Below are 17,940 nucleotides of genomic sequence, written 5' to 3' on the forward strand. Positions count from 1 at the left end.
AAAATTCTAGTTATTCTGGCTTCACGGCTTCAATACGCAGGCGCTTGTAATCGGCATAGAGAGCATCATCTTTCCAAAGGTGAGGCTTCACGATCTGACTGGTTTCCTTGCATATTTGTTGTACCTCTTCATGACTGAGACCCTCAAAATAGTCCCCTCCAAAATGAGTCAACCAGCCTACTATACCTTGCTCACCATCTTCCAATCTGGTAGGACGGTCATAGTGATAGGCATGACGCACCACAAATCCACGTTGCTCTAAAATATGGCTATATTCTCCGATCGAAGGAAAATACCAAGGATTGCGTTCCGATGCACGAATGCCCGTGTTTCGCTCCATAACCTGCTCTAATGCATTCACAATGGTCTGCACGTTCCCTTTACCACCAAATTCTGCTACAAAACGCCCTCCAGGCTTCAAAGAGTTCCATATACTATCCACCACTAATCGCGGGCTTCGCATCCAGTGCAGGGCTGCATTGGAGAAGACGGCATCATACAGTCTATTTGTCTCAAACTGATGACCGTCTCCTTCCACAAACTCAAGTTCAGGGAATTTCTCCCTCGCACGGCGAATCATGTCCGTCGATGCATCCATGCCGATAACTTCAGCTCCAGTCAGAGAAATTTCATGTGTCAAATCCCCCGTCCCACAACCCAGATCAAGAATGTATTCCCCTTTTTGGGGTTGAAGCCAAGAGATCAGATTTTTGCCATATCCGGACACAAAAGCCAGTTTGCTGTCATACTCATCTGGTTGCCATTGATTTAATGATTTCATGAATACCACCGTCGCTTTCGTTATTGATATCCTCATTGTGGCATAGAATTGTTTATTCTTTAAATATATAAATTCTATATTGTTTATAGGTATAACCAATAAAACAATTTTACCTTGAACGCAAAAAAACTTCCCGAAGGAAGTTTCTTGTTCTTTACGTCCCAGGAGGGATACTCTCCTTCCAGTCGAGACTGCGATGTAACGCTAACGAAGCGGATGCTCCGACGAACCATTGGGGGTTCTCTTCCCTTGAACGAAAAACAAGAAGCTTCCCGAAGGAAGCTTCTTGTTCTTTACGTCCCAGGAGGGATTCGAACCCCCGACCGACGCCTTAGAAGGGCGTTGCTCTATCCAGCTGAGCTACTGAGACAAATATGTATAATAAATTTTCGGCGCGGTTCTTATTATACTCTGATTTCTATATTTTTCAATAGTTTTATAAAAAAATTAATAATTATACTTAAATGCGGGCTCAAACATGTACTTTTCGGTGTTATTCTCATACTTCAGCCCCTTTGAGAATATGATAGCTTGAACCGGGTTATATTGAGGAGATTGATACATTTAGAGTAAGATTAACATCAGACATTTTCAATGTCAAAATTGCTGGGTAATCTTTTGCATACATACATTCAATGATCCATTGAAGGAGAGAATCGTCATGAGACAACTTTTATCAGCGCTATCCTACTTTAGTATTTTCTTTGCCCCGTTCCTGTTTCCGATCATTATATGGATTGTTGCCAAGGATGATTACATTGAGGGACATGCAAAACGCGCCTTATTCTCACATGTATTCCCCTTTCTCGCTGCCATTCCGTTATTTTATTTCTTCGTAACTGCGCATAGTCTGGGTTCCGCCGTTGGGTTTGTCATTCTATTCTTTGTGATTTACGGATTAAGCTTCGTGTACAATGTGGTTAAAGGAATTCAAGTACTGCGCGAGTATGTTTGATCACACCTGATCTGACCATCGCATAACAAAACCCGCCGTTCAACAACGGCGGGTTTTTACAGTTACAGATACAGTCAGAGCAACCAGCAACAGGTCACATCTACATATAGCTCAACATCGAACTCTATCCCGCAAACACCACATCTGTTGCTGTGGCATTCCCTCTTAAGCCTGCCCAACCAGGTACCGCTGAAGTGTTGGACCCAGCAAACCAAAAGCAAACAGCTCACTCTGAAATCGAGCCTTATCTTCTTCGGCAGTAATGCCTTCGCTGTTCTCAAATGCGGTTTCTGTCGCCTCTTCAAATGCGGTATGCATATTATTGTTATACCAGTCGATCGCCGAATCGGAGTGATTGCGTACAATTCGAACAACTTCCAGCGAATTTCCGGGCTGTGTTGAGGCCACGTATACAAGTAACGACGGATCTCCGGCATTTCCAGGCTGCACTTCAACCTCTGCACAAGACAATCCATCTACCTCGGTTAATCTGCGTATTTTGGCATCTTGAATGGCATACATTCGTCATCGCTCCTTTTCCTTTGTGCTTATCAAATACTTTGTTCAATCTGGTATCGTGTCTCTGGTGTACCCAATCGGTAAATCTCCCGATACACCTGTTGTAATACCGTTTCATACGCTCGGTTTACGGACTCCTCCGGTGTATCTGGCCATGGGAATACCATGCCAGGAAAGGCCTCTTCCTCCTTTTCCTGCATGAGGCTCAGCAGTCCCAATAATTGCTCCGCTTCCTGCGGCGTTGCCTGAATGATCCATTCATACGATGTTACCGACGGATCCGGAATAACGGAGCGGCCCATGACAGACACATAATACTTCATACTGTCCATTGCATGTTCTCTCCTTCACAGGCATGTTAAGGCCGTTGTCCCTAGAACTAGTTTCCGAAGAGGACAGACATTTTATGCCTGCTTTCGGCATATATTTGTTACGACCTCTGACGAAAAAGACAACATTTGCTGGTTGCCAGTAACTAAGCAGCCATACGGATGAATGACTCGACCAAGAAAGGATGAACAAACCATGTGCGGTATTACCGGCTTCATACAGTGGAATCGGGATTTGACCCAGGAATCAGAGCTGCTGGTCCGTATGACGGATAGCTTGTCGAACCGGGGGCCCGACGCTTCAGGTACATGGATCTCCAATCCTTGTGCCTTTGGACATCGGCGTCTTAGTGTAATGGACCCCGAGAACGGCGCACAGCCCATGCATGCGTTACAGGGAGATACCTCCTATACCGTCGTGTATAACGGAGAACTATACAATGCACCCGAGTTGAAAAAGGAATTACTCCAGCGAGGGCATCAGTTCCGCACACAATGTGATACGGAAGTGTTGCTCGCCTCTTATATTGAGTGGGGACCGGCATGTGTTGACCGGTTTAACGGTATTTTTGCTTTTGCCATATGGGATGGGGGACGCGAACAGGTTTTTATCGCACGAGATCGCCTTGGCGTGAAACCTCTGTTCTACAGTAATGCCAAAGACACACTCGTATTTGGCTCAGAGCCTAAAGCTCTGCTTATTCATCCAGATGTGGAAGCCGCTGTTGGCCCGGAAGGATTGGCCGAAGTTTTTATCGTAGGGCCTGCACGGACACCAGGACACGGCGTATACTCTTCACTAAGCGAACTCAAGCCTGCGCACGCGCTGATCTACAACCGAAACGGGATCCGAACCTATGCCTACTGGAAACTGGAAAGCCAGAATCACGAACATAACCTGGAAGAGACGGCAGCCGAGGTACGATCTCTCTTGCAAGATACACTGGAGCGCCAGTTGGCTTCGGATGTTCCGGTATGCTCTCTTTTATCAGGAGGACTGGACTCCAGTGCCTTGTCTGCATTAGCCGTGGATTATTACAACCGCACCGGGCAAGGCCAAGTCAGCACGTATTCTGTCGATTATGTGGATAACGCCAAGCATTTCCAGGCGCATTCCTTTCAGCCGGGTGCAGATGGTCCCTGGATTAAGCGAATGGTGGATGAACTCAAGACCGACCATCACTGGATTGAGATTGAGAACGGAGAACTGGTTCATGCACTGACACAGGCCATGCTAGTAAGGGATCTGCCAGGTATGGCAGATGTAGACTCCTCGCTCTATTTGTTCTGTAAAGAAATCAAAAAAGGAGCCACGGTTGCCATTTCAGGCGAAGCAGCGGATGAAGTGTTTGGCGGTTACCCCTGGTTCCATCGAGAAGATATGTTGAACTCCGGTACGTTTCCGTGGTCTGTAGCGCCTGATATGCGAGCCGCGTTGTTATCCCCGGACATTCGGGAATGGATTCGGCCACTCGATTATTTGGCAGACCGCTATTCGGATGCAGTGGCTGAAGTGCCTCTGTTGGATGGGGAAACAGGTAAAGCAGCACAAATGCGTGTGATGTCCTATCTGAACATCACACGTTTCATGCCTACACTTCTGGATCGCAAAGACCGGATGAGCATGGGGGCAGGATTGGAAGTACGGGTACCTTACTGTGACCATCGTCTGATCCAGTATGTGTTTAACATCCCGTGGGAAATGAAAATAACCGGCGGGCGGGAAAAAGGTATTCTGCGTAAAGCGCTCGAAGGTGTCCTGCCTGACGATGTGTTATATCGCAAAAAGAGTCCATACCCGAAAACACATAATCCGCAATATCTGGCCGCGGTCAAACAGCAGGTACTTGATATCCTGGATGATCCCACATCACCTATTTTGCCTTTGATCGACAAAACTCAGATCCGCAATCTTGCGTCTTCACCGGATGCAGCTTCCAACCTCCCCTGGTTCGGACAGTTAATGTCAGGGCCACAGTTATTTGCATATCTGACTCAGATCAATACCTGGTTGCGGACATATAAAGTCGCTATTCGTTAAAATGACCCACTGATCGCTACTTCATCAAAAAAGGGGTGCCAGGAGAACAGCATAACTGTTGTTCTCTTGGGCACCCACTTGTTTTACATACACGATATGATCGTTCATAAATATTGAACTTCACCCAGAAGTATACCCATGATTACACCTTAAATCGACTGACGGACTCCTGTAACTCTTCCGCCATAGAGGAAAGGTCATTAGCCGCCGAAGCGATTTCCTGCATGGCAGACAGTTGTTCCTCGGACGTTGCGCTGACTTCCTCTGTTCCGGCAGCTGCATTCTCTGTTACTTCCATGATAGTCTTCATGGACACATTGATCTGCTCCACACCCGCCGCCATTTGTTCAATGGATGCAGATACCTCCTGAGTCTGACCTGCGACATTGCTGACAGCTTCACGAATCTCCTCAAAGGTACCTCCCGCTTTACGGACAAGTTCTATACCTTCCTGAACCTCAGCGTTTACTTCTCCCATGGATTGTGATGCATTATTCATCCCTTTGCGTATAGCAGCTACGAGTACACTAATCTGTTCCGCTGATTTCGCAGATTGATCAGACAGCTTGCGCACCTCGGTAGCAACCACCTCGAATCCACGCCCATGCTCCCCTGCTCTTGCCGCTTCAATAGCCGCATTAAGAGACAGCAGATTGGTTTGTGCCGATATTTCGGAGATACTTTCAACCATGGATCCAATCTCATCGGAATGATTACCCAGTTCTTCAATAACCGTAGCAAGTACACGTACAGTCTGATGAATCGAGTTCATCTGCTCAACAGCCGATTGAACTGCATCATTACCAGTTATGGTTTTTGCTGACGCATTGGTTGCTTCATCCGACATATTTTGTGTATTCTCTGTCATCTGCTGGAAGCCTGTGGACAATTCACTAATCGTATGAAATCCGTCTCCAACCATACTCACTTGCGTATCCATACCCGTAGCAATCTCTTCCATCGTCGTAGCTACCTGTTCGGTCGCTGTCGCCGTTTGCTCTGTACTTGCTGTTAATTCCTCAGATGAAGCAGCTACCCGATCCGCATTATGACCCACCTGATGGATTAAATGACGCAAGTTGTCCATCATTTTGTTGAAGGATTCCGCCAGTTCTCCGATCTCATCCCGATTACGAACAACAATCGCCTCACCCGTCAGGTCCCCATCAGCAATTCGGCTTGCAGCCCTTGCAACATGTGCAACCGGTTTGGATATGATTCTCCCCATGATCAAAGCAATTACCACGCCTAAAACGATCGAGACAATACCAATAATTATGATTAAACGAAGCACTGTTTGAATGAGTTGATTGGCATTAACAATGCCGGTGTCCAACGAGTTTTGTTGATGTTGTTCCATGGCCGTTACCGTTTCTTCAAATCCGGATATAATCGTTGGACCTGTCTCTAACAGCATCCTTGTGATTTCGCCAGTTTCCCCTTGTCTCTTCAACTCGATGACACTCTGTCCAAAGGCATAATATTCCTCCGCACTGCGGTCTGAACGATCCAGATAATCAATCATCGTTGGGGTTTGTATCCCTGATCTTAATTCTTCGCTTGTTTTACGGTAATCTTCATAAAAAGACTTGAATTGTTGCTCGCTTTGATCATTCTCTTCCGTCACAAAATTCCGTAAAGCAACCTGCTGGGATTTCACATCAATGATCATATTTTTGATAATGAGCAGTTTCGCGGTTCGCTCCCGGATTAAATCTGTAAACGTTTTCTCAACCGAGACAAACTGAGTATATGAGATGATTACAACGGCCACCAATAACAGCAGCACAGAACCAAAACCTAAAAGCAATTTCCTACTAATGGATACTCTTTTCATTTCATTTCCCCCATACGTTTCAATGTATTTCAATCATGAATTATGTAGTCAGTCTAAATGCTAAAATTCTCCCTCCTTTTTATTCAATTAAAAATGGATAAATATGAGAATAATTAAAACAGGTTAGCATATTGCGCAATCAAATATAGGTCTATAGTATCTACCCATACTATAATTTAGGTTTTTATACATAACCAACCGACAATATACTACATCTCTTTTATCCTAAATTACACATTTTGAATCGTTAGACTAAAATAAAAAAAGACTTTACCCAGCAGTACCTACTGGTGTAAAGTCTTTATCGTTTTCAGCGCATCTCAATTCAAAATTACCGATTGATCAATACCGGATTTCGTTCAAGCAGCCCGCTACCAAAGGTTTCTCTGAATGGGGAATCCTCCATATGGATATAACCGATGTAACAGCCACATTTTTTCATGCGACAAGGCCGATCAGCGGCCAAAGCCTGCAAACCATCGCGATATAGATGTCCGATGATCCGGCGATCCTTGTAACACCTCTTCACATGCCCTGACCCTTGTACATAAAACACTTCCGAACCGGCAGCACATCGTTTGCCCAAGCTCTCATAATCCTGCAGATTACCTTCAAAAAGCGGATCAAGCCCACGTAAAAACTGAATTTCCTCTGGCGTGTAATACTGGGGTCGATCTTTGAAGGCATTAACCCACATATACACATCATCCGGCAAAGCCTTTCTCATGGACTCAATTGCGGGGAAAGCACTACGGAGTCCGACAGTACCAACACTGAAAGCAAGACCCATCTGACGTAAGGTCAGACATTGTTTAACAAAAGAAGCCTCTTTTGTCTCACGAGGATGATACGTCGCCCAAAAGGCCGCTTTATTCACATCCAGCTCCGTTGCCCAATCCAGCTTGACGGACAGGTTGGTTTGAATTGCAACTTTATCCACATGTGGCATATGTGACAGCTCTACCATCGCTTCCCGGTACCAACGACGTACCAAAGCTTCACCGTAAGGATTGAAAAAAATCGAAAATTGGTGCCCCTCAACTTCCTGCTCCCTCACCCAGTTCACAAATTGACGCAATTGTTGTTCATCCACTTCCAACGTCTCTTTGGAGTCCACCGTTTTGCTAAAAGGGCAGTATGGACAGTCGTAATTACAGGAAGACAACTTCCCCCGATAATACAAAGTCGCTCTCATGAGAAAACAAACCCTTCCATCTGTTCACGAATTTCGGCAGATATAAGCCAATCTCCAATCGCATCGGAGTAACCCAGTCCTTCTTCTGTCAGACGCAGCACCTGCTTGCCCTCATCGCTCTCCAACTCCGCCATGCCCTCGGTCAACAGTTCAGCCAACCAGACATAGTCGGACATCACATCGGTACCAAAGCGCTGTTGGTAGTCAGACAACGTCAATCCCTCGCGATGCAGCAAGGCTTTCAGAATAAAGCGACGTCTCTGTTCCTCACGGCTTAACACGATGCCATAATCCGCCACATCGTAGCGCTCAGTTGCTACATAATCGGCAATGATGCTTTGTGTGGCCTTGTAACTCACGCCATACTTGGAAGCATAATGTACTTCACTCGTATAAGAGCGTGCGCCACATCCCAGACCAATCATGCCCTCCTCCTGACAGCTATAAGGCAGAAGCACTTTGGAGGACGACTGTTCCTTGGCAAATCTGCGCATCGAATATTGCACATAACCTTTACTTTTTAAAGTCTCACGTGCAGCTTTATACAGTTCCATCCGGATGTCAGGTCCCTGACGGCGAATATCATCAGGCTTCACGATTGTATTTTCCCGTGTATACAAGGGATAGATAAAGATTTCGCCCGGTTCGTAGGCCAGAACTCTTTCCAATGAATAGATCCACGATTCAACCGTTTGCCCCGGCAAACCATAGATCAGATCCAGATTTAACAATGGGAAATCATACCGAGTAAGCTTCTCAAGCGCTCGTTCGACCTCCTGCGGTTTTTGCGGACGATAGATGGCAGATGCTTCAGCTTCAATAAAACTCTGGATGCCCATGCTAATACGATCCACACTTCGTTCCTTCATAATGGCCAGCTTGGCTTCCGTAACGGTATCCGGCGACGTTTCCACCGAAATCGATGCTTTCGCAGGGTCCAGCCCCATCACATGTTCGGCAATATCAAACAGACGATTCAACTGAACCTCATTCAATAATGTAGGCGTTCCTCCACCAATCGCAAACCGCGAATACGGTCTCCGAGATGTAATGGGTGCCCACTGCTTCGCCTGACGCTCCAGTGCATCCACATAGCGTTCATGCGTATCATCCCGTCGATCCGGCAGTGTGAACAGATTACAGAATCCGCAACGAGCAGCGCAAAAGGGAATATGCATATATAAAAAATACGTATCGGTATTTTCTCGTTCCCACAGTGGCCCCAACGGCAGTGGTGGGTCAAGCTCCCGATAGGCGGTCTTGTGCGGGTACGAGTATAAGTAAGAACGATAAGGGAATGCCAATACTTCACTGAGACCTGTAGCTATATTGGATCCGGACTGTGTGGAATGGCCTGTTGTTGTATGTTGTAAATGTTTCTCCATCGGTTTCCTCCTATCTCCGGTTGTTGTCCTCATAAGATCAATACACACTATACTAAAAATTCACGGTAAGGCACCGTCCAGACGACATCATGCGCAAGCCGGTGTCCTTGATACCCGTCTTCACCGTAAGCTGTACCATGATCGGAAAAAGCTAGGCAATACGCAGGCCGGGCGCGTTTCCTCATCGCCTCGAACAATGGACCAAGAGCCTCATCTACATATCGAAGTGCAGCTCGCTGAGTCTCCACCGAGTCCTCCTTGGCTCCTTCTACAAAGTAACGATTGGGACCATGAATGGCAGACACGTTCAAAAACATAAATATCTTTTCATCCGGCGATGTCTGTTCAAGCAGTTTTAATGCATGCTGTACCTGATGCTCTGTTGATTTCGGGTTGGTTACCCCAAAGTTCATTCGCCAGTAGCTCTGTTGGAAATAACCGGGCAATACTTTCGCAAGCGGGTTTTTTTTCGTAAAAAAGATGACGCCGCCAATACAGATTGTACGGTAACCTTCAGCTGCGAACCCGGATACGATATCCGGTGTATCAAACAACCAGGTGTGCGGATGTGTCTTGAGCCCAGTATTCCGGGAATGAAATAGCCTTACATGAGATGCCTTATCTGTATTGGCAGGAGTCGGCATAAAACCACCAAAAAAAGCATGGTGCGCTGCATATGTAAAACTGCCCGGGGTATGACGTTTCTCCCACGGACCCGAACCACACAGATTAGGACAATTTTTCTCTTCCAGCTTGGCTACGTCATATCGTAACGTATCCAGCGTAATCATTAACAGATCATGGGAGCCCACAATGGTGTTCATATCAGGCATATTGAATAGGCTCCTTTCGTAAAAGCTCCATTTCCCACTCATAGGTTCCGAGGCCATGATGCTCGACCCTGTATAACAGATCTCCAAACGGATTCACATCCAGCACATAGGCACGCGGATCCGAACCACTCGTAAGCATCACATCAATCCCGGCTGACCACGAGTTGGGGAATGCAGACATAGCTTCTTGCGCTGTCTTCCGAACCAGTGACATCCGATGTTCATCCAGACCTGCTTCAGCAGGCAACATACGCTCATTGCGCAGATGCAGATTGGTTATAGGGGTACGACTAAGTCGCATAATCGTGTGGCCTGCCTGTCCACCCGCAACCAATTGGCGAATATCATAGGCCCGCTGATCCAGTGTGGCTTTGGGCATCCATCGTTCAATCTGTGCACCTTCTGCACATAACCAGTTCATCAATGTAGCAATCTCTTCACTGCGGGTATACTTGCGTAGACGTCCTTCATTGAAGAAAATCGTCTTGCCCTGTCTCTGTTCCATCCCCATCGTTGTTAAGGCAATTTCGTCACCCGTACGTGGGTTAACCTGATACGCGACAACACCTGAGGCTCCGGAACCGCACGCAAGCTTCACAAACACACGATGCATCTCGGCAGACTTCATTGAGCTACGCAGGTCCATATAATTACGGATTGGCTGCGAAAATTGCAGCGCCGGAGGTACATCAACTCCATGTGAAGATAGATGTTGCTGACATACTCTCTTGTCAAACATCAATTGGATATCGGCGGGATCATTCATAAATCGGCCTTCAGGCCATATTTCACGAATCTCACGGCCGATTCGATCCAGACATGCTTTCCAGCCGCGGAACCACTGAGCAGGGGCATAGATCCTTCCCCACTCCTGTTCCAGCGCAAGTACCTGCTCTGCGGAGAATGCTTCTGTACCCATTCCACCCGTTAATGTTGACGTATCGTTCATAGCCCCAAGGAACAGTAGTTCACGCTCCACTTCCCACTCCTCGCCAGGAGCATCAATCCGAATCAGGGGTACAGGCAGATAGAAATCTACTGTATCAGCGATGGTTCGTCCATGTCTCCAATTATGCAGCAATTGAGCATATGGCAGTACAACCGCAGGTTTCAGACCCAATCTATGCCTAGCCTCTTGCAGCCCTTGTGTTCGTCGGTTATCAGGGTTTCCGATCAATAAAAAGGGCTGATCTTGCGTTAGATCAGGTACATCTATTGGTTGGTGCAGGCTTTCATTCATTTCCTTTACACCTGACATCATCTATTCCGTTAACGACGGGTAACGCCAGTCATCCTCATCACTCTGTTGCTGGTCGCTAACATCTACAGATATACCCGATTGGTTCCAGCGAAGGATCATTTCATTGGTCATGTAATGGTAACTTAGATCGAGATGTTTCAGTTTCTTGATTTTGTCACTGGCAAGCAAGGCCTCAGCCCCTTCATCGGACAACGTTCCTTGCGATAGATCCAGTATTTCAAGTTGATCCAGAATAGGTGCTTGAGCTGCTGCTTTGGCAATCTCATCCTGAATTTCACTGTCTTTCAGCCCCAAGTAAACCAGCTTTGGAAATAATCCTTTTTCTAGCAAAGGGAGTACATCTTCAAGTGATCCATCAAAACCATAATTATCCACACCCAAGTACAGTTCCAGTTTACGCAATTCAGGCAATTCAGCGTGGGTGATTGAAGATAACACTTCTTTCGGGAGACCACCACAAATAATAATCAGTTCTTCAAGCTTGGCATGCTGGAGTGGTTCCAGACTAAGATCGCTACTACCCATTACAGAGAATGATTTTAACTCTGGAAAAGCACACAACAACGGTGTGAGATTCGTCTGGATAATCCATGATACTTCACATTCTTCGAATCCCATTTCTCCAATAAACAGTTTCTTCAATGACGGAAAGCTTGGAGCCGACTCGACGAGCGCACCCATGAACTCATCAGGCGAATTTTCATAAGCCTGTCCCCAATCTCCGATGACCAGACTTTCCAATGAGCTGGCCTCCGGTTTAGCCGCCAGTTCCTTGATTAATTTTTCCATACGAATGCCGTCCTCATAATCATCGTAGGATACAACAAGCTTCACTTCTTGCATGAGCAAATCCCTCCGTTTAAGGTTCATATATGATTCGTTAATTTGAATGTTAACCCATACCACACAAGGCTTGCAACTTCTTCCAACTCCAGTCCCAATGAGATTCCCAATCGTGCAATGTAAACCAATTTGTATGTAGGTACAAGAACATACGTTCTATATAACAGTCACAGAAATAACCCTTAGCATTAGGTATATGGATGGACCTTACCAAACACGCTCACCCCCTCCATCCCCCATTACATCAAAAAAGCGTTAATGGCGGGTGAACCATTCCATTGGAATGCTTCTGTCCTTCCATTAACGCTTTAATGTTATTTCTTATCCTTCAAGTCTGGATACGAGCGCTCTCAGCGCATGACCACGGTGGCTAATCGCCTGTTTTTGCTCAAGCGTCAGCTCTGCCATCGTCATCTCGTATTCAGGTACATAAAAGAGTGGGTCATATCCAAAACCGCCAGCACCTGCAGCTTGGGCCGTGATCCAACCTTCCGCAGTGCCTTCCGATTCATACTTATCACCTGTTGTCGGATCGTACAGTACCAATGCACAGACAAAACGAGCCGGACTTAGTAGCGGCTGCTCGGTGTCCTCACCGGATTTCAACGATTCCAGCGTCTCCAGCAACTTCGCATTATTCTGTGCATCCGTTGCTCCTTCGCCTGCATATCTCGCTGAATATACTCCCGGCTCCCCGTCCAACAGATCTACGCAAAGTCCTGAATCGTCTGCCAGAACAGGCAATCCAAGCGCATCACCAACCGCCTTGGCTTTCTTCCAGGCATTCTCCGCAAACGTTACGCCATCTTCCACCACATCCGGCAGCTCCGGGTAGTCAAACATGCTCTTAACCTCTTTGCCAAGCGGTGCGAAAGCATGAGCGAATTCACGGACTTTACCCGCATTGCGGGTTGCAACAATGAGGATTGGGCTGTCCAAACTCATCTTAAGCTTCCCCTAATCCACGCGCGCCGATCTTAAGCGCAATCGGTCCAAGCACTTCTTTTTGACGCTCGATCATCTCCAAAATCCCCTGCTCGCCCAGTTCCAACATGGCGTTCAACTCACGGCGATCAAATGGAGCTTCCTCACCTGTTCCCTGAAGCTCGACGTATTTACCGCCGCCTGTCATCACCAGGTTCATATCCACCTTGGCTTTGGAATCTTCATCATAGTTCAGATCCAGTACAGGCTGTTCACCCACAACGCCCACACTTACCGCAGCAATGAAATCCGTAATCGGGAATACTTGCAGTTTGTGCTGTTGGGAAATCTTGTTCACAGCAAGCGCCAGCGCTACAAACGCACCGGTAATGGACGTTGTGCGTGTGCCTCCGTCGGCCTGAATAACATCACAGTCCAGCGTAATCGTACGCTCACCAAGAGCCTGCAAATTAACTACCGAGCGAAGTGCCCGACCAATCAGACGCTGGATTTCCATGGTGCGTCCAGTTAATTTGCCGCGATTGGCTTCACGTTGGTTCCGAGTATGTGTTGCACGTGGCAACATGGAATATTCAGCTGTTACCCAGCCTTTACCCTGCCCTTTCATAAAGGGAGGTACACGTTCCTCTACTGTAGCTGTACAGATCACCTTTGTATCTCCAACTTCAATCAGTACAGAGCCCTCGGCGTATTTATTCGTGTTCACTGTTAAATTCAGCGGGCGCAGCTGTTCGCTGGTTCGTCCGTTTGATCTCATATTTTCTGCCTCCTACGACTTAAGCATCCTGTAATGTTGAACTTATTCACACTTTTACTAATCCCTTATATTTTACCAAAGAGTTCGGTTAAAAGCATCCTTAAGCATTCTGCGTTCATTAAATCGGAATTTCGTTGATATATTCAGGCTTGGAAACCGGCGCACTGTAATCCCTGTTGTCGTCACCCATGACCGTTTTTTGGCCGTTCCACTCGATCTGTACTTTGGCATCCTTGCTGGCTGTGTTCTCCGCAGTGGTTAATACGACAGACTGTAACAGCTCGCTTGGCACGATATCCCCTTCGGCAAACATATCATCTTTCAAGGCAACCGTGACCGTGCCATCCTCTGCCGTTTTGACCGATTGCAGCTCCGTTCCGCCTGTCATGACCTCTTCCAGTTCTCCACCTTTGTCAGGTCCTTTGATCAGTTCATTCAATGCTGCCTGCACCCGATCTTCACCAGGTGTAACCAGACGTGTCACCGGAACATAATATTGGATGCCTGCTGGTGAAGCAGCGGAGAAATAGACCGTGACCGGACTACTGTTGGTCACAAACGTATCACCCAGATCCAGATTGATTCCCACAGCCCGATTCAGCGGTTCAGGCAGCGGCGTGCTGTTCACCGGCATTTGTGTTAACTTTTTGCCATCCACCCAGATCTGCACATTCTCCACATCAGGTGTTCCCGTCAATGTCCACGTGACAGCTTCTAGCATTTTCCGTTCTTCCTTCGCATCATACTTGGCAAAATTACCCGAGAACTCAACGACCGCCAGCTTGTCATCCGCGTGAATCGTTACATTCTGCACAACCGTTCCCTGCGGGAGAACGCCCTGGAATCCTTCAGGCAGCATACCCGCATAGGCTCCACCTGTGACAAGTGTATCCAGTGCTGTCTTTGGACTGCTGGCGTCTGTTCCAGAAGGAAGTGTCAGGGATACCGGAGCGAGCAGCCCCTGCTGGTCTTGCAGATATACCGTCGTTAATGGGAGCGTTGCGAGTGCACCATTTCCTTCGGCTGCCTGAATCATGGCTGCTTCCTGAATGGGCGGTGGTGGATCAACAGCTTCGGAAGACTGTGCTCCAAACATGCCGCAGCCTGACAATACCATAGGAATACTCAGTAGCGCTGCTGCCGATACCGTACGCAAAGATTGGATCTTTCTCATGATCACGTTCCCCCTCATCATTTTTACAGTTTGTACTACCATGTATACGAGCCTTTGTCCAAAAAATAACTAAAAGATAATCGCTTTGCTGAAAACTTATATATTATCTTAAAGAAACGTAAAACAGGTTAATAACGTATTAGGAAGCAAGAGTAGGGACATTGCTAACTTCAGAGGAGGAATCGCCCATGGAACATCCTGAGCAAGAAAAAATCCCTTACAGCCTGAATAGCCGCAAAGTGGCGGAGGCAACAAGGGAATGGCTGCATAAGCGGGGCGTCACGATCCCTGAGATCGCAGAGCTGGTCATGTTATTGCAGAAAAAATATTATCCAGGTCTTACGATGGAAGAATGTATCGAAAATGTGGAGATGGTTCTCCGTAAACGTGAGGTACAGAACGCCGTTCTGACCGGGATTCAGCTTGATATTCTGGCAGAACAGGGGCAGCTCATATCTCCTTTGCAGGAGATGATTGAGAACGATGAAGGACTGTATGGCGTGGATGAGATTTTGGCATTCTCCATCGTCAATGTATATGGCAGCATTGGATTTACGAATTATGGTTATGTGGACAAGCTGAAACCAGGGGTGCTTGAACGACTGAATGATAAGAGCCTGGGCCCTGTCCACACATTCTTCGATGATATTGTCGGTGCGATTGCATCGGCAGCGAGCAGTCGGATCGCCCATCGCAAACAATCCGAGCTTGAAGAAGCACTGGGAGAAAAACCTGTCAGTGATGACGCTGTATAATGCGTAACTCGTTTCATATCTGAAGCCATGTGGAACATTGGACATGTGTGTGGATGCTTAGTGAAATAACTGTTTGAGGAAATAACTATTCATGAAAGAAGCGGCCTGATGGCCGCTTCTTTTGCATGTGTAACGATACATATTGGATAATCCACATGTTATTATTTCAGATGTTTGGGTCGTACCGTTCTCACCAAACCAATACCTTCAACCCAATTCTGCTCGGAAGGTGAACCAGATGTTGCCCGTTTCGGTCCAATCGTGATTTCCGGGCCTTTGCGTTCTCGCAACATGCCACGCAACACCGTGATACCGAGAATGCTGAGTCCGGTAAATACATATATCATCCGCATGATGATATTGCCAGAATCCGTTCCGGTAACCATGCCGTGAACCAGCAGACCAATGAACACCGGATAGGACAACAGGTGGAACATGAACCACCATTTACGGCCCAGCTTGTTCCGCAGATCACTGGATAACAGGACAATCACTAATCCGTAGAAGGCTAACGTTCCCAGACCACTGCCGATCGGATGCACGGAAGCTGTAAAAGGAATCAGAAGTTCTCCCCAGGTAAACGGGCTATAGTGATCAATATATAACGTTAATGCGTGCACGAGTCCAAGTCCGAAGGCGAGCCAGGTCGTTCGAGTATGCCATTTGAACATGGTTGCTTTTGGTTTGCCTTTGGCCATAGGCATCCCTTGCGCAATGCCCAGAAACACACCTGTAAAGAGCAGCACATAAGCAGCAATTCCACTAATTCGAATGATATTCCACGTTGGCAGGTAATCTACAATCCATTGTGCCATAACCGGCTCCCCCATATCTGTTAGACTTGTCCTAGATCAGACTGAAGCGATGATCCGGATCAAAACCGGGCCAGTGCTCAGCAAGCGTATCCGTATTCCCTCTAAAATAAGTAATCCCATCCCGTGTCATCCACAGGACGTCATGCCGATCGTAATGTCGATTTAACCAGCCCACTGCCTCGGCACTACCCAAAATGCAGACCGTCTTGGCAATGATCTCGCATTGTGACGCATGCTGTCCCAGGACGGTACACTGTAACACATCCGTATCCGCCGGTTCCATCGTCCGGGGGTCAATGAGGTGGTGTGCAAAGCTTCCATCCGTATTCTGCCATTGTCTGCGGGAAATACCCGAAGTGGCAACAGCTCCTCGCTGTAAACGGATCACTCCCGACACAGCACCCTGATTCTGCAAAGGATCTGCTACTTGCAAGGTCCACTGGGAATGGTCTGGTGAACCCCATACTTGAATATCTCCACCCGCGTTAATCAAACCTGCCGGAATATGCAACGTTCGCTGTAACCAGTCTGCGATACGTTCCACTGCCCAGCCCTTAACAATGCCTCCCAGGTCCAACTCAGCTCCGGGGTCCAAATGAACCATCCGGCTACCTTCCCGCTGAATCCAGCTCGGACGACTGTGGTCATATCGATCTTCTGTCATCCCTGAACATTCAGGCGTTTTAGTTCGTAATATGCGTTCAAGCAACGGACGTTGCGGTTGTCGTTGTTGCACTTTCTCGAAACTTATATCATATCCCGAAGCCTGAAGAGCCTGCGAGATGCCTGGTTGAAAAATCCCTTCAGTCAGTCCAATATATCCATAGGCCAGACTCAAAACTTAATCCATCGCAGCGGAGATGGGGATCCATCCGGTCGAACCATTCAGACGATTTAGTTCACTGTCTGCCACAAATCGGCTGAAGCGCTGCTCCTGCGTCTCAAACCAATTCTTCACCAAGGTTGCTGCATGTTCAGCTTCTTCCCGCCCAGCGGACAGTTGCACTTCAACATCCGTGTTCATCGCACGGAATTGAAATCGGAGCGGACGAGCAACTTGCTCCGTGCGGCTCATGATGAACCTGTGCGTGACTGATAGTTGCCACTGCTGTATCCGGAGTCTGTACCCTGGTTATTTTGTCCGACACGCTGAGAATCTGAATAATTCCCCTTGTTACTCGTGCTCTGATCTGGCAGAGCTGCTTGTGTGCTATCAGATGTTCCATTATATTGACTATCATTATTGTCATTGTCCTGCGTGTTCCAGTTGTTGCTGTCCGTTGTACTGTTGATCCATTCATCCATCACATCATCATGCGTATCCACTTGGCTTGAAGCAGTAACACTTGTATCTGTGCCATTTGCTGCTGCATAGGCCACATCAAAGGCATCCGAAGTTCTTACATATTGAAAGAGTGCAGCCACAGTCAACGTTGCTGCCGCTGAAGCTTGCCATTTTCTCCATTGATTCCGTTTTCTTCTGGTCATCGCTCTTCCCTACTTTCTTTAGGGTAT

At 47.3% G+C, this 17,940-nt stretch carries 19 protein-coding genes and 1 tRNA gene; 3 read left to right on the forward strand and 17 right to left on the reverse strand.

Annotated features, from left to right (window positions below; all coding sequences use genetic code 11):
- Positions 1 to 10 precede the first annotated feature (10 nt).
- Together NZ043_RS02895 and NZ043_RS02900 are read right to left on the reverse strand one after the other, a co-directional pair.
- A complete protein-coding gene (locus NZ043_RS02895; protein WP_339310560.1) occupies positions 11 to 781 on the reverse strand; it encodes a methyltransferase domain-containing protein in 771 nt (256 codons plus the stop codon).
- 296 nt (positions 782 to 1,077) lie between these two features.
- A tRNA-Arg gene (locus NZ043_RS02900) sits at positions 1,078 to 1,151 on the reverse strand.
- Between the two features lie 291 nt (positions 1,152 to 1,442).
- On the opposite strand from NZ043_RS02900, the gene NZ043_RS02905 reads away from it, so the two are divergent.
- Positions 1,443 to 1,736, forward strand: coding sequence for a DUF4870 domain-containing protein (locus tag NZ043_RS02905; protein ID WP_339310562.1), 294 nt, complete (start codon positions 1,443 to 1,445; stop codon positions 1,734 to 1,736).
- A 165-nt stretch (positions 1,737 to 1,901) separates the two neighbouring features.
- On the opposite strand, the gene NZ043_RS02910 is transcribed toward NZ043_RS02905, so the two are convergent.
- Both NZ043_RS02910 and NZ043_RS02915 read right to left on the reverse strand, forming a co-directional pair.
- Entirely contained in the window at positions 1,902 to 2,258 is a 357-nt protein-coding gene (locus NZ043_RS02910; protein ID WP_062837823.1) for a hypothetical protein, read from the reverse strand.
- Between the two features lie 29 nt (positions 2,259 to 2,287).
- Positions 2,288 to 2,587, reverse strand: coding sequence for a hypothetical protein (locus tag NZ043_RS02915; RefSeq protein WP_091037609.1), 300 nt, complete (start codon positions 2,585 to 2,587; stop codon positions 2,288 to 2,290).
- A 193-nt stretch (positions 2,588 to 2,780) separates the two neighbouring features.
- On the opposite strand from NZ043_RS02915, the gene asnB reads away from it, so the two are divergent.
- On the forward strand, positions 2,781 to 4,625 hold the full coding sequence (asnB, locus tag NZ043_RS02920; protein WP_091037612.1) for an asparagine synthase (glutamine-hydrolyzing): 1,845 nt from the start codon (positions 2,781 to 2,783) through the stop codon (positions 4,623 to 4,625).
- Between the two features lie 142 nt (positions 4,626 to 4,767).
- Here asnB and NZ043_RS02925 read toward each other — a convergent pair whose 3' ends face one another.
- From NZ043_RS02925 to NZ043_RS02965, 9 genes are all read right to left on the reverse strand, one after another.
- Positions 4,768 to 6,462: a methyl-accepting chemotaxis protein gene (locus NZ043_RS02925; RefSeq protein ID WP_091037615.1), complete on the reverse strand. Its 1,695-nt coding sequence runs from the start codon at positions 6,460 to 6,462 to the stop codon at positions 4,768 to 4,770.
- A 331-nt stretch (positions 6,463 to 6,793) separates the two neighbouring features.
- Entirely contained in the window at positions 6,794 to 7,657 is an 864-nt protein-coding gene (locus tag NZ043_RS02930) for an STM4011 family radical SAM protein (RefSeq protein ID WP_339310568.1), read from the reverse strand.
- The gene (locus NZ043_RS02935; protein WP_339310570.1) at positions 7,654 to 9,042 is read right to left on the reverse strand and encodes an STM4012 family radical SAM protein; all 1,389 of its coding nucleotides are present in this window, start codon (positions 9,040 to 9,042) and stop codon (positions 7,654 to 7,656) included. The genes NZ043_RS02930 and NZ043_RS02935 overlap by 4 nt, the downstream gene beginning before the upstream one ends.
- Before the next feature lie 47 nt (positions 9,043 to 9,089).
- Entirely contained in the window at positions 9,090 to 9,875 is a 786-nt protein-coding gene (locus NZ043_RS02940; RefSeq protein ID WP_339310572.1) for an STM4013/SEN3800 family hydrolase, read from the reverse strand.
- Positions 9,868 to 11,115: an STM4014 family protein gene (locus NZ043_RS02945; protein WP_339310574.1), complete on the reverse strand. Its 1,248-nt coding sequence runs from the start codon at positions 11,113 to 11,115 to the stop codon at positions 9,868 to 9,870. Before NZ043_RS02945 ends, NZ043_RS02940 begins: the two co-directional genes overlap by 8 nt.
- A 21-nt stretch (positions 11,116 to 11,136) precedes the next feature.
- A complete protein-coding gene (locus NZ043_RS02950; RefSeq protein ID WP_289390251.1) occupies positions 11,137 to 11,979 on the reverse strand; it encodes an STM4015 family protein in 843 nt (280 codons plus the stop codon).
- A 321-nt stretch (positions 11,980 to 12,300) separates the two neighbouring features.
- Entirely contained in the window at positions 12,301 to 12,924 is a 624-nt protein-coding gene (locus NZ043_RS02955) for an XTP/dITP diphosphatase (protein ID WP_017692573.1), read from the reverse strand.
- A gap of 1 nt (position 12,925) precedes the next feature.
- The gene (gene rph / locus NZ043_RS02960; RefSeq protein ID WP_017692572.1) at positions 12,926 to 13,681 is read right to left on the reverse strand and encodes a ribonuclease PH; all 756 of its coding nucleotides are present in this window, start codon (positions 13,679 to 13,681) and stop codon (positions 12,926 to 12,928) included.
- Between the two features lie 118 nt (positions 13,682 to 13,799).
- Entirely contained in the window at positions 13,800 to 14,855 is a 1,056-nt protein-coding gene (locus tag NZ043_RS02965) for a GerMN domain-containing protein (protein WP_091037631.1), read from the reverse strand.
- Between the two features lie 188 nt (positions 14,856 to 15,043).
- Between NZ043_RS02965 and NZ043_RS02970 the strand changes: the two genes are divergently transcribed.
- Positions 15,044 to 15,610 carry a phosphatidylglycerophosphatase A gene (locus tag NZ043_RS02970; protein ID WP_091037633.1) on the forward strand — a complete coding sequence of 189 codons (567 nt, stop codon included), beginning with the start codon at positions 15,044 to 15,046 and terminating at the stop codon, positions 15,608 to 15,610.
- A 161-nt stretch (positions 15,611 to 15,771) separates the two neighbouring features.
- Here NZ043_RS02970 and NZ043_RS02975 read toward each other — a convergent pair whose 3' ends face one another.
- From NZ043_RS02975 to NZ043_RS02990, 4 genes are read right to left on the reverse strand one after another with little or no spacing between them, the layout of a single operon-like run.
- Positions 15,772 to 16,425, reverse strand: coding sequence for a ferric reductase-like transmembrane domain-containing protein (locus NZ043_RS02975; protein ID WP_339310576.1), 654 nt, complete (start codon positions 16,423 to 16,425; stop codon positions 15,772 to 15,774).
- Positions 16,426 to 16,456: 31 nt separating this feature from the next.
- On the reverse strand, positions 16,457 to 17,263 hold the full coding sequence (locus NZ043_RS02980) for an FAD:protein FMN transferase (RefSeq protein WP_339310578.1): 807 nt from the start codon (positions 17,261 to 17,263) through the stop codon (positions 16,457 to 16,459).
- 3 nt (positions 17,264 to 17,266) lie between these two features.
- Complete coding sequence (locus NZ043_RS02985; protein ID WP_339310579.1) at positions 17,267 to 17,500, reverse strand: hypothetical protein; 234 nt, start codon at positions 17,498 to 17,500, stop codon at positions 17,267 to 17,269.
- Positions 17,497 to 17,913: a hypothetical protein gene (locus NZ043_RS02990; protein ID WP_339310581.1), complete on the reverse strand. Its 417-nt coding sequence runs from the start codon at positions 17,911 to 17,913 to the stop codon at positions 17,497 to 17,499. The genes NZ043_RS02985 and NZ043_RS02990 overlap by 4 nt, the downstream gene beginning before the upstream one ends.
- Positions 17,914 to 17,940: the final 27 nt, after the last annotated feature.

The organism is Paenibacillus sp. FSL k6-2145 (assembly GCF_037976585.1).
In the GTDB taxonomy this organism is placed as follows: Bacteria; Bacillota; Bacilli; order Paenibacillales; family Paenibacillaceae; genus Paenibacillus.